The sequence below is a fragment of the Chengkuizengella sediminis genome (assembly GCF_010078385.1).
In the GTDB taxonomy this organism is placed as follows: Bacteria; Bacillota; Bacilli; order Paenibacillales; family KCTC-33759; genus Chengkuizengella; species Chengkuizengella sediminis.
This window is the reverse complement of record NZ_SIJC01000002.1, coordinates 315,831-328,152: the sequence shown is the minus strand read 5'-3', so window position 1 is coordinate 328,152 and position 12,322 is coordinate 315,831. Positions and strand designations below refer to the sequence as shown.

Sequence of the window (12,322 nt, the reverse complement as noted above, 5' to 3'; positions counted from 1 at the left end):
GAAATTAAGATTATTTCAATTTGCTTAACTTATCTCCAAAACGTTCACCTAGGGTTAAATTCAATCCCTTATTTTCCACATACTTTTCAAAGTTCTTTTCTTCTCTTCTGCTTTTTTGTGGTTTATCTGGTGTTTCTGGCGCTTCGATTGTTTCCTTAATACTTAAAGAAATTCTTTTCTCTGCTGGGTTGATTTCTAAAATTTTCACATCAACCTCTTGTCCTTCTTTAAGAACTTCATGTGGCGATCCAATATGATTATGAGAAATTTGGGAGATATGCACCAATCCTTCTACACTTGGTAAAATCTCTACAAAAGCTCCAAATTGAGCAATACGCTTTACTTCACCTTTAACGACATCTCCTGTGTTAAATTTCTCTTCTACGCTTTCCCAAGGACCTGGTTGGACTGCCTTAAGACTTAAGCTGATTTTTTCTTTCTCTGCATCAATTTTCAGAACTTTTACATTCACTTTATCACCTTCATTGACTACATCAGATGGTTGTTCAACATGTGACCATGATAATTCTGAAATGTGTACTAAACCATCAACGCCACCAAGATCAATGAAAGCACCAAATGGAGTAAGACGTTGAACCGTTCCTTCTATTTCTTGTCCAACTTCTATTTGTGAAAGCACTTCTTTTTTCTTAATTTCAAACTCTTCATCTAAAACATCACGTTGAGAAAGAATGACTTTATTATTTTCTTGATCTAATTCCTTTACCTTTACTCTTAAAGTACGGCCTTTGTAATCTGAAAAGTCTTCAACAAAATGTCTCTCTACCATAGATGCTGGTACAAAAGCACGAACTCCTAAATCAACAACTAAACCACCTTTTACAACATCCGCAACGTTTGCTTCAAAAACCTGTTGACTTTCAAATAAAGATTGAAGCTCACCCCATGCTTTTTCACTAGCAATTGCTTTTTTAGACAAAATTAATTTTTCTTTTTCATCATTTATACTTATAACCTTACATTCAATTTCTTGATCCACTTCTGCACCTTCAGCTGCATTTTCTAAATGAACGGAAGAAAGTTCACGAACCGGAACAATACCATCATATTTATAACCAATATCTACTATGACTTGATTATCTTCAACCTTAACAACTTTCCCTTTAACAATATCTCCTTGTTGAATGACATTTACATTTGTCATTTCCTCTTGTGTAACTGTTTCTGTAACTTCTTGCTCTTGTGCTACTTTTGTTTCTTCTGTCATTTAAATAACCTCCTAGTGCTTATCTGATCTTTAAAAATCAGATCCTTCACTGTATATTTTATTAATTAATATCTGTATAATACAGATTCAAATCATTAACTCTACATAAATATAAATCATTTGTAGATATTGTTCCATATTCAACTTTACATTTATTCAAAAAAAATTAAATAGTTAAATTATTTAGAATTACTTTTTAATATTTCATCAATATTTGACATAATTTTATCAGTGGCTTTTTCTAAGCGATCACCTGATGAATCTTCCTTGAATTCAGTTAAATCAACTGGTTTTCCGTAAATGACTTTCATTTTTCGAAAAGGGGTATAATTTCCAATAATTGCAACTGGTATGACTGTTGCATCGGAACGAAGTGCAAAACTCGCTGCTCCCTTTTTTCCCACACCTAATGATTTCCTTCTAGTGCCTTCAGGAAAAATCCCAAAAACTTTTCCTTCATTTAAAATTTTAATTGTGTTTCTTATGGAATCTTTACTCACGCCACCCCGTTTTACTGGAAAAGCCCCCAATTTAACAATTAATTTTCCTAACACAGGAATTTTAAACAACTCTTCCTTTGCCATAAAGTGTACTTCTCTATCTAGAGGGATTCCTACGATGGTAGGGTCTAATAAGTTTACATGGTTGGAACAAAGCATGACACCTCCATGTTCAGGGATATTAGTTTTACCTACTACTTTTAATCGATATATTAGAACATACAAAAATCTTAATAACATTCTAACCGTTTTGTATAACATGATTATCCCCACCCATTTTTTTAATGCATAATTCTTTAATGGTTTGCACAACCTCTAAAATGGTCATGTTTGTACTATCGATTTTAATCGCATCCTCAGCCATTTTTAATGGTGAAGCTGTTCTTTCTAAATCCATCTGATCTCGTAATGAAATTTCATTTTTCAGCTGTTCCAAAGTGATTGTTAACGCAGGTGTTTTCTCTAACATTTCGTCATATCTCCTTGAAGCCCTTTCCTCGACACTTGCTGTTAAAAAAATCTTCACTTCTGCGTTTGGAAGCACATGGGTAGCTATATCTCTCCCGTCCATAACCACACCTTTTGATGAAGCCAGTTGTTGTTGTTTTTCAACAAGTATTTCTCTTAATTTGCTGATCCCTGCGAATTTAGATACTTGTTGATTTATTTCATTAGACCGGATTGATTCCGTTAAATCAATTCCATTTACAATCACCTTTTGACCGCTTTTTTTAGGAATCAACTCAATATCCAACTGTTTGGTTAATTCAACGATTTTACCTTCATGATTTGGAGGGATTTGATTTTCCATCGCCTTTAAGGTTACAGCTCTATACATTGCACCTGTATCGATATAAACATATCCAAATTCATTAGACACTAAGCGTGCAATTGTACTTTTTCCAGCCCCCGCAGGACCATCAATAGCGACATTAATTTTATGGCGCTGCTGGATCAATGGAGTCACCTCCTTTATGTCGAAAACGATTATGTAAATGTATAATCCCATTCTAATTTCAGCAAAAAAGCAGGCAATGCCTGCTCTGATGCTTGAATTGTAACACATATTAAAGATTTTTGCAAAAATCAATTGCTATTATAGTCGTTTTCATTTTGATATTTGATAAGGAATACCTTCTAAATTTTCAACTTTTATAAGGTTAGAACGAACAGAATCAAATTGAGAAAAAAATTGGATAATAATGAGAATCACAAATAAAAATATAAATATTTTTAATAATAATTTTTCCATCATGTTAGAAAAAACTATATAAAGTTCTTCAAATTTTGGATGATTTTTTTGTATCGACATGGTTCACACCTATTTTATATGATAGCCATATTTTACCTCAAAAAAAAATTCTCATTCATTTGAAATCAATTTATTTTTTCCGTAATTCAAATTGTCGATCAAAACAATAACGAATGATCGCTCTTCGATCCTCCTCATCAATTTTATGATAATAAACCATAACTTTTGTTCTCTCAGAATCTATTTTCTTTGTTCTAATTATCTTCCCTTCAAAGGGGATGTGTTGAATAAATTCATTTTTATCCTTTATAAGCAACCAACAGCTTATAGAATTTTGAATCTTAATTTTTTCTTCACAAACGAACGCTAGTCCACCACCACTGATGTCAATTGTTTTAGCAAGAAAACGTAATTGACTAGAAAGTTGTATTGCAATTTCCAATTCAGCAGGAACTCGTAAATAATTTCGATCATCAATATGAATGATTTCATGGAGAGTTGGTTTTTTAAGCATAATTTCCTCAATTACTTCCTTTTTGGTTCCGATTACAAAAGAAGAAAAAGCATATTTTACATCATCCTCAGAATTAAAACGTACAAATAATTCATCTCCACTGTATAAATGTTGATACTCCCCATTTTCATTTGTTGGTATTTCTATAGAAATAGAATCATTCTGAATATCAGAAATTCTAGTTTTATAAAAAGATAAATCATTTTTATCCTGTTCATCAATAGGCTCAATTTCTAAAAATAGGATTTGGCCAATTTTCAATTTCAAGTTTCTCACCTCAAAATAAATCTAAATGGATATATCAAATTATATCAGAAGAGCTCAAATTTTGTAGAAAAAAATAAAGTCCACTAAAACCTTATGGAAATTATGATTTCCAAAATGGATTTAGTGGAACTATTTTGTATTATGAGTATATTCAGTTAACTTCACTTTTGTGGGTACTTTACACTTGTTCGATTTTTTCTTCCATTCCTGTACTTGCATTGATATAAATCCTATAAAGCTGACTGTTGATCTCTCCTAAAAATTCATAACATAAAATTTCTTCATTTATGTCATTTAAGATTAAAGCTTTATCCGTACTTTCAACCTTAAAGTTTTGATTCAAAGTTTTTTTTGCTTCTTCTAAAGTTAGCTTAGCGGGTTCTATACTACGTTCATGATTTGCAAAAATATAGTCTGTAGTCTGTATTCCCACCACTTCACCATTGTCTAAAGCTACTTTAATGGATATTTTCTGAGGGTAAATAATAATATCATCTATTTTAGTTACAAATGCGAAACTTGCAACATTTTCATATTGATCAAAACTCACCGCCTTCATTCCTTTAAAATCCATTTGATCAAGAGCTTCTGATGCTTTTTCTTTTGCTTGATTAACATCAAGCTTTTTTCCCTTCACAGGGCGGGAGTTCATAAACCATACGACGTGACCACCTTTTGCTGTTATATCCATCTCTATATTAGATTTATCATCAGAATTATTAATCTGAATATTATAAGTATGGTATTCAGTCCCTTTTCCGTTTTCAGTCACTTTCATTTGTTCTGATTGTTTCACATTCAATATATTTCCAGCAATTTCTTTAGCTTCTTCAGGAGAGATAGAACTTCCACTCAATTGATTATAATCTCTATTATGAAACATTTGAGTATTGGAAGGTCCCCAATCAATTTCAGAATATTCCGTGACTTTTTTGTCCACTGTTTTAAATCCATCTATGATGCCATTATCTAAAGGCTCTTGTTCAGAAGCAATGGCAACCTCCACGTCCATCCAGCGAAGGTTATTATTCAACACATTGAATTGGATAGATCTTAGTTCATTAGATATTTCACCAGTTCGCTCGTATAATGATTTTAAGTTTTTCATTTCTTTTTCTGATAAGGGGTCGTCAGATAAATCTCTTATTGCTGCTGAGTATGAAAAACTAGCTAAATTAGCCAACAATTCCTCTGTTTTATCAAAAGGCAATAATGTAAGCGGTAATTGATTAATATCACTTTGAGCTTCACTAGTAATTCTCCACACATTTACTAAACATTTTCTGTGGAAATTACGGGATGAAGAATTTATAGCCAAAGTATTCCCTAATTCGTTATGTAATTGATCTAATTCGAATGATAAATTATGAAAAGCACGTTGATATTGATTTTCTGTCTTTATCAAAATTGAGTTTTTTTCCTGATGTTCTTGATACCCCCACAATGAAGCACCTACTAAAGCAATGATAAGAATAGGAAACGCAACTGCACTTAAACGCCTGTACATCATAAAAGCCCCTTTCATTAACAATTTGTAACATAGTTTTTGTTAATGAAAGAGGCTTTATTCACTATAATTGATTTTCATATTGAACTTCAAAATTAGAATCGTTATTACATAAACATTTTTTAAAACCTGTGTCCACTTTTCCTTTAGCTCTTCTGCCTTTAAGAATATATCTTTCACCGCAAGATTGACATCGGATTGTAACTTTCACTCTGTAATTCGACATAGATGAAAATCCTCCTGCAAATGATTATAAGCTTTATCATAACCAAGTTGGTTATACTTCAAACTTTTTATCAGTAGTAATACTAAACCCTGTTGAATTATGATTTGCCTGTTTGACTTTTCTTAACCCTTTAATCCATAAGAAGATCATAAACACAACTAAAATCATTATCCAATTTGTTTGAAAAGCAAGCATAATATAATCAAATAACCCATGCCATGCAACAGGAATAACCAATGCTAAAATTAAATATTTCTTTTGTGAAAGAAATTTGGCTTTACTTATATAAAATCCCATGATTACACCAAATATTGCATGTCCTGAAATTGGGAGTAATCCTCTTAACATCAATGTAAAAAATGAAGCTGAATAGGAAAATGCATAGATTATATTTTCCAGAGTCGCAAATCCTAATGAAATAGATACGCCATAAACTATCCCATCATAGGGTGAATCAAAAACATGATGATTGAATATCGTATAATATAAAATAAACAGTTTCAAAAACTCTTCAATTCCACCTGAAATTATAAATGAAAATAATAAATCATTTTCTCCTAAGCCTAACACTAATCCACGCTGAATAACCATTGTAGGAAATACGAGAAGTACTCCAAATAAAAATAATTTCATAACCGTCAGTATTGGTTCTGAAGAATAATTTTCTTTTAAATAAAAATAAGTTAACAATGTTAAACTTGGAGCAATTGCAATACATAATATAGTTAAGATTTGCATTAAATCCAGCCTCTGTATTTAACGGCTTCTGCCACCTTACGAACTCCCATCATATAAGCAGCTAAGCGCATATTAACACCTCTTGATGAATGTGTTTCATATACTTTGTTTAAAGCTCTTATCATAATATCCTCTAATTTCTCATGAACTTCTTTTTCACTCCAATAATATCCTTGGTTATTTTGTACCCACTCAAAATAAGATACAATGACACCCCCTGCACTTGCGAGAACATCTGGAATTAGCAAAACTCCTTTATCTGTCAATATTTGTGTTGCTTCCAGAGTGGTAGGTCCATTTGCTGCTTCTACCAATATACTTGCTTTAATTTTCTCTGCATTATGGACTGTAATTTGATTTTCTATTGCTGCAGGTACAAGAATATCACAATCCATTTCAAGTAGCTCTTGATTAGAGATCGTTTTTTTAAATAAATTTGTTACTGTACCAAATGAATCTCTTCGATCAATTAGAAATTCAATATCTAGTCCATTGGGATCATATAAACCTCCTAGCACATCAGAAATCCCTACTACCTTAGCTCCAGCTTCATGCAGAAACTTGGCAAGATAACTTCCAGCATTTCCAAAACCTTGAATAATAACTTTCGCATCCTGAATTGCTATATCTTTTTTCCTCAAAGCTTCTTTAATCATTATGGATACACCTTTGGCTGTAGCTGTTTCACGGCCGTGAGAACCTCCTAGCACAAGAGGCTTGCCTGTAATGAATCCTGGTGAATCAAATTCTCTTATTCTACTATATTCATCCAGCATCCATGCCATGATTTGTGAATTTGTCATTACATCAGGTGCGGGAATGTCTTTTGAAGGACCAACAACCTGACTAATCGCACGAACATAACCTCTACTTAATCTTTCCAGTTCTTTGAATGACATTTTACGAGGATCGCAAATAATTCCGCCTTTTCCTCCCCCATAAGGGATGTCTGTTATACCACATTTCAAAGTCATCCAAATAGATAGTGCTTTTACTTCATCTTCAGTTACATCTGGATGAAATCTAACTCCTCCTTTTGTAGGACCAACAGCATCATTGTGCTGCGCTCTAAAACCAGTAAACACATGTACTTTACCATTATCCATCATTACTGGGATTCTCACTTTTAATAATCTTAGAGGTTCTTTTAATAAATCAAACATATCTTCCCCAAAACCTAAATTTGTTAATGCTTCCTTAATGACTGTTTGTGTAGAGTAAAGTATATTATCTGTATCTTTGAGATTCAAAACAATCCACCTTCTTTTACTGGTTTTGTTATAACTCCGCGGCTCCTAGCCAATTTAGAAAAGAGAAATATTCTAATCCATGAAAAAGCACCATACAAAAACCAAAATTAGTTTTGTAGATGCTCTCAATCATATTCTATAGTAACAATTTTAAAAGTGCTCATCAATAACTTTTATTGCATATTCAGGTATAATGACTTTACCATATTCTTCTAAAATAGACTGAGTAAGCGAGGTGGTCTCACCATACTCTGATAATAAAGCGATAAGAGTGTGAAACAAATCGTCATCAAATTTTTCAGAATCTATTTGTAAAATCCATTGATCTTCATAAGAATATAGTATACCTTCCTCTTCAGATAAAAATTTCTTCAATAATTTGGATACGGTTATAACATGCTCAAAGTCTTGGAATGTATACGAGATCAAGTGAGATTCTTCCAAAGTAACTTCCATTTCATATAATAATTCTTCTTCTTCATATTCTGGAAATTCACCTTCTTGATCTAAAGTACCTTTAGTAACTATGACTACCATTCCTTGTGCAGGGTGGGTGATTACCTCAACGGCTAATGGTCCAGATGCTTCGAATCCCAATTCAGAATAGGCTTGCTCCATCATGTCATTAAAAAGCTCACGGACTTTTGGGATCTCCCTCCACATATCTTCTTTTTGAATACCACGTTCAGTTAAGTCTTCAAAAGTTAAAAATATACGAATTTTGTCTGTACTTAAACGTTCCATCTTCATGATTAGGAGCTCCCTTCTATTTAAGTTAATTCCACATATTGCAGCATGAAAGTCTCATTTTATAAAATATGTTAGAACGTATATATCTGTGAAATAAAGCTTGACCAAATTACAATATTTTTTATCATAATCTTACTACTTATGTTAACATTAAAACCAATATATTGCACTAATATAAATGACCTAATAAACAAAAAAAATCATTTTCAAATTTCAAAAATTGAAAATGATTTTTTATAAATATGTATAATTATAACAAAATCTTTTATTGGAGGTTTTCAGTAAAGCTAAAGATTCTTCTTAGTATAAGAGCCCCAAAAAGTAATGATGTAACAGTTACTAGCCTTTTTACTTTTTGGGGTAAAATGTTGCTTTTTTTGAGGAAGAAAGTATGATAAATATTTATACTTTCCTATTGGAAGATTATTTACTGTGTTATAGAACCTTCACTATCCTTTAAGATTTTGTCTGATTCTGCTTTTACCTTTGGATCTTCATTGATTATATCCTGTATTTGTTCTAATCCTTGCTCATTATCAAAACCCTTGATGTTTTCATCCATGTTTTTAGTCATTTGATTAAAAGTCATTTCCTTCATTTTATCTGTAGCTGTATCAAACATATCACCCAAAGAATTTGCCATTTTATCCATGTTTGTCATTAACATTTCTCTATTGTTGCTTTTATTTAAGTAAAGTGCTAATGCAGCTCCGAAAAGTCCACCCATCAAAAACCCTCTCAATTCCATCACTCCTCCTTTTCATTACTTGCTTTTCAAATTTATTTTTTTCAATTTATTGCTTAAACATTCAAGAAATAAAAAGTAATTTATGGATGGCAAAAAATCAATTACATTTTATAATTCACATGGTAAAATAAAGATAAAATGAAATAATACAACAGGAGGATACAAAAAAATGAAATTAAAATTTGCACTCATCTCCCTCATCTCGTTAAGTTTGACATTTACAGCATGTGGGCAAAAACCAATAAAAAATTCAACTGAAGCCCCTCCCGCCAATACCATTCAAATCGAAGATGAAAATGTAACAAGTGGTGAAAATTCTAGTGAAAATCAACCTGATGAAATGGACTCAGAAGAAGTAAATAAAGTCATTGAAGAGGATGAACCGATTAGTGAATTACCAATTGAATTAGACTACTACATGAACGGCATATATGACATTAAACCTAAGAATGAAAACATTAATAAAAACGTAGTACTTTTAACTTTTGATGATGGTCCAAAAGAAGAAGAGATGTTAACTAAGATGTTAGATATTTTAGATAAACACGATGCTAAAGCGATATTTTTTGTAAATGGATTCAGAATAGAGCAAAACCCAGAATTATTGCAGCTCATACATAACAGAGACCAAATCATTGGTAATCATTCTTGGGATCATATTAGTTTAAAAAATGAGACAAGCGAAACTATAAATCAACAAGTAGGGGATGTACAAAACATTGTCGAAGAATTAACAGGGGAGAGACCCTTATTTTTCCGTCCTCCACATGGTCAAGGCGCAGGAAATATTCATTTAACTACAAAAGTAAAAGATGAAGGCATGTTATACATGACTTGGTCCAATGGTTCAGAAGATTGGGTTAAACAATACCAGTATCCTGAGGGGGTCATTCAAAGAGTGATGGAACAATTAAGAGCAGGCAGCAATATTCTTATGCATGAACTACCTTGGACAGTAGAAGCTTTGGATGAATTATTAACTAAAATTGAAGCAGAAGGATATGGATTTGTTGATCCAAGAGCGATCGATGTAAATTATGTGCCTGAATAAAATGACTTAAACTGACAACATAATAACGGTTTTGTTGACCTCAACACTTTCTATTTATGTGGATACTTATCAATTAATGTAGATTTTCATACAAAAATATTGTTAATCGTGAAACATTATGAATAATTTAGTTTAATTTGGCTAAATTTAATAATTGATGAGCTCAAGTTAGTTCATGAATATAACACATCGGAGGACGTTATACATTATGGCACAACAAAACCAACAAAACCAACAACAAGCTGCACAGCAAGCTCAACAAGCTGCTATGCAAGCTCAACAAGCTGCACAGCAAGCATCTCAAATGAATGCTACACCACAACAAATTCAGCAAGCTCAGCAACAAGTTCAACAAGCTCAACAACAGTTACAACAAGCTCAGCAGAATGCAGCTGCCAACGCTCAACACCAACAACAAATTCAGCAAGCTCAGCAGCAGTTACAACAAGCTCAACAGCAAGTTCAACAAGCTCAACAAACTAATCAAGCTCAACAAAACAACATGCAACAAGCTCAACAAACTAATCAAAATCAACAGAACAATATGCAATAACCACTCCAGACAAAAAAGCTCATATTCCTTAATGGAATAGAGCTTTTTTGTTTCTTCACTTTTTGGGGTGATGTTTTTGCTCTGGGCCCCGCAAAAGTAATAGGTGTAGTCTACAAAGCTTCACCTCACTTTTGTGGGTACCACCTACAGGATGATTTCTTTTGCAGAAACAATTTCAGAAGTATCTGTTAATAGTTTCTTCACAGTTTTTGATGGCTGCTTATCTACTGCAAGGATCATCACAGCATCACCACCAACTATTTTTCTTCCAACCTGCATCGTTGCAATGTTAACTTCATTTTCTCCTAATAAAGTACCAATTTTTCCAATTGCACCAGGTTTATCTTTGTGGGAAATGTAAATGAAAATACCATCAGGAGATATATCAACAGGGTATTGATCAATCTGAACAATTCTAGCTCCATATCCATTTAGTAATGTTCCAGCAATTGTTTTTTCTCCATTGTTCGTTTTTAAAGTTAATGTGATGAGGTTAGTGAACCCTTTTGTACTTGAAGATCTTTGACGAACAATTTTAACACCTTTTGCCTCAGCAAGATGCATTGAATTTACTACGTTTACCTCAGAATCTAGATAATGTGCCAACACACCTTTTATAATATTGCGAGATAAAGGAGCAGTATCTACATCTGCTAGTTCACCAGAGAAATTAATATGAATTTCTTCAATAGTATCTTTCGTGATTTGAGTTAAGAAACTACCTAATTTTTCACCTAATTCAAAATAGGGCTGAAGCTTTCTTAGTACACTTGATGGGACATGAGGCATATTTACTGCATTTTTAAATGGTTTATCTGTAAGGATATTAAGTACTTCTTCAGAAACATCAATAGCAACATTTTCTTGCGCTTCTTGCGTAGAAGCTCCTAAATGTGGAGTAACAATAACCTTGTCATGATTCAAAAATGGGTGATCCTTTTGGGGTGGCTCAGCCTCAAACACATCAAACGCTGCTCCAAAAACAATTCCTTGATCAATTGCCTCAACTAAGGCATTCTCATCTATGATTCCACCTCGTGCACAGTTGATAATTCGAACTCCTTTTTTCATTAGTTCAAACTGTGGTCTTGCTATCATATGACGTGTTTCATTCGTTAATGGTGTGTGCACTGTGATAAAGTCTGCTTTTTGTGCAATATCATTCACACTGCCTTTTTCAATCCCAAGTTTCTCTGCACGATCTTCTGTTAGGAATGGATCGAATCCAATGATCGTCATGTTAAAGGCTTTTGCACGTTCGGCTACTTCTGTTCCAATTCTACCCATGCCAATAATGCCTAAAACTTTGTTGTTAAGCTCTACCCCTACAAATGACTTTCGATCCCATTCCCCTGAAATAGTTTTTTTATAACCTTGGGGAATATTTCGAGCTACAGCCATCATCATTGCAAAGGTATGTTCACAAGTGGATATTGTATTACCATCTGGAGCATTAATAACGATAACCCCTCTTTGTGTAGCAGCATCCAAATCAATATTGTCTACACCAACACCTGCTCTACCAATCACCTTTAGTTTAGAAGCGGCTTCCATAATTCTTCTTGTAACCTTAGTTTGACTTCGTACTAATAGTGCATCAAAATCTGATATGATTTTAATAAGTTCTTCTTCGCTTAGTCCTGTTTCTTTAACTACTGTCACATCTCTTGCATCAAAAAGTTTTTGAATTCCTAGATCACTAATTGGATCTGATACTAATACTTTAAACATGTATGGT

General features: G+C 32.9%; 13 protein-coding genes. 2 read left to right on the top strand and 11 right to left on the bottom strand.

The window, feature by feature from the left end; translation table 11 throughout:
* Positions 1-10 precede the first annotated feature (10 nt).
* From rpsA to EPK97_RS06045, 10 genes are all read right to left on the bottom strand, one after another.
* Positions 11-1,228, bottom strand: a complete 1,218-nt coding sequence (rpsA, locus tag EPK97_RS06085; protein ID WP_162035712.1) for a 30S ribosomal protein S1 — start codon at positions 1,226-1,228, stop codon at positions 11-13.
* Between the two features lie 179 nt (positions 1,229-1,407).
* Entirely contained in the window at positions 1,408-1,989 is a 582-nt protein-coding gene (locus EPK97_RS06080; protein ID WP_162035711.1) for a lysophospholipid acyltransferase family protein, read from the bottom strand.
* Positions 1,970-2,686, bottom strand: coding sequence for a (d)CMP kinase (cmk, locus tag EPK97_RS06075; RefSeq protein WP_240903708.1), 717 nt, complete (start codon positions 2,684-2,686; stop codon positions 1,970-1,972). Before cmk ends, EPK97_RS06080 begins: the two co-directional genes overlap by 20 nt.
* Positions 2,687-3,110: 424 nt before the next feature.
* Positions 3,111-3,761 (bottom strand): flagellar brake protein, encoded by a 651-nt coding sequence (locus tag EPK97_RS06070; protein WP_162035709.1) that lies wholly within the window; start codon positions 3,759-3,761, stop codon positions 3,111-3,113.
* A 178-nt stretch (positions 3,762-3,939) separates the two neighbouring features.
* Positions 3,940-5,268, bottom strand: coding sequence for a germination protein YpeB (gene ypeB, locus EPK97_RS06065; RefSeq protein ID WP_162035708.1), 1,329 nt, complete (start codon positions 5,266-5,268; stop codon positions 3,940-3,942).
* 64 nt (positions 5,269-5,332) lie between these two features.
* Entirely contained in the window at positions 5,333-5,494 is a 162-nt protein-coding gene (locus EPK97_RS21355) for a hypothetical protein (RefSeq protein ID WP_170295472.1), read from the bottom strand.
* A gap of 51 nt (positions 5,495-5,545) precedes the next feature.
* Positions 5,546-6,232 carry a glutamic-type intramembrane protease PrsW gene (gene prsW, locus EPK97_RS06060; RefSeq protein ID WP_162035707.1) on the bottom strand — a complete coding sequence of 229 codons (687 nt, stop codon included), beginning with the start codon at positions 6,230-6,232 and terminating at the stop codon, positions 5,546-5,548.
* Entirely contained in the window at positions 6,232-7,482 is a 1,251-nt protein-coding gene (locus EPK97_RS06055; RefSeq protein ID WP_240903707.1) for a Glu/Leu/Phe/Val family dehydrogenase, read from the bottom strand. Before EPK97_RS06055 ends, prsW begins: the two co-directional genes overlap by 1 nt.
* Positions 7,483-7,632: 150 nt before the next feature.
* On the bottom strand, positions 7,633-8,232 hold the full coding sequence (locus EPK97_RS06050) for a genetic competence negative regulator (protein ID WP_162035706.1): 600 nt from the start codon (positions 8,230-8,232) through the stop codon (positions 7,633-7,635).
* Positions 8,233-8,659: 427 nt separating this feature from the next.
* Positions 8,660-8,974, bottom strand: coding sequence for a YtxH domain-containing protein (locus EPK97_RS06045; protein WP_162035705.1), 315 nt, complete (start codon positions 8,972-8,974; stop codon positions 8,660-8,662).
* 175 nt (positions 8,975-9,149) lie between these two features.
* Between EPK97_RS06045 and EPK97_RS06040 the strand changes: the two genes are divergently transcribed.
* A complete protein-coding gene (locus EPK97_RS06040) occupies positions 9,150-10,031 on the top strand; it encodes a polysaccharide deacetylase family protein (RefSeq protein ID WP_162035704.1) in 882 nt (293 codons plus the stop codon).
* Between the two features lie 208 nt (positions 10,032-10,239).
* Positions 10,240-10,584: a hypothetical protein gene (locus tag EPK97_RS06035; RefSeq protein WP_205690234.1), complete on the top strand. Its 345-nt coding sequence runs from the start codon at positions 10,240-10,242 to the stop codon at positions 10,582-10,584.
* 144 nt (positions 10,585-10,728) lie between these two features.
* On the opposite strand, the gene serA is transcribed toward EPK97_RS06035, so the two are convergent.
* Positions 10,729-12,315, bottom strand: coding sequence for a phosphoglycerate dehydrogenase (serA, locus tag EPK97_RS06030; protein WP_162035703.1), 1,587 nt, complete (start codon positions 12,313-12,315; stop codon positions 10,729-10,731).
* Positions 12,316-12,322 lie beyond the last annotated feature (7 nt).

Bases quoted from the DNA above. Each gene is read 5' to 3' on its own strand.
- EPK97_RS21355 (WP_170295472.1), bottom strand. From the start codon at position 5,494: ATGTCGAATTACAGAGTGAAAGTTACAATCCGATGTCAATCTTGCGGT.
- serA (WP_162035703.1), bottom strand. From the start codon at position 12,315: ATGTTTAAAGTATTAGTATCAGATCCAATTAGTGATCTAGGAATTCAA.
- EPK97_RS06035 (WP_205690234.1), top strand. From the start codon at position 10,240: ATGGCACAACAAAACCAACAAAACCAACAACAAGCTGCACAGCAAGCT.
- ypeB (WP_162035708.1), bottom strand. From the start codon at position 5,268: ATGTACAGGCGTTTAAGTGCAGTTGCGTTTCCTATTCTTATCATTGCT.
- EPK97_RS06040 (WP_162035704.1), top strand. From the start codon at position 9,150: ATGAAATTAAAATTTGCACTCATCTCCCTCATCTCGTTAAGTTTGACA.
- prsW (WP_162035707.1), bottom strand. From the start codon at position 6,232: ATGCAAATCTTAACTATATTATGTATTGCAATTGCTCCAAGTTTAACA.
- EPK97_RS06080 (WP_162035711.1), bottom strand. From the start codon at position 1,989: ATGTTATACAAAACGGTTAGAATGTTATTAAGATTTTTGTATGTTCTA.
- EPK97_RS06050 (WP_162035706.1), bottom strand. From the start codon at position 8,232: ATGAAGATGGAACGTTTAAGTACAGACAAAATTCGTATATTTTTAACT.
- rpsA (WP_162035712.1), bottom strand. From the start codon at position 1,228: ATGACAGAAGAAACAAAAGTAGCACAAGAGCAAGAAGTTACAGAAACA.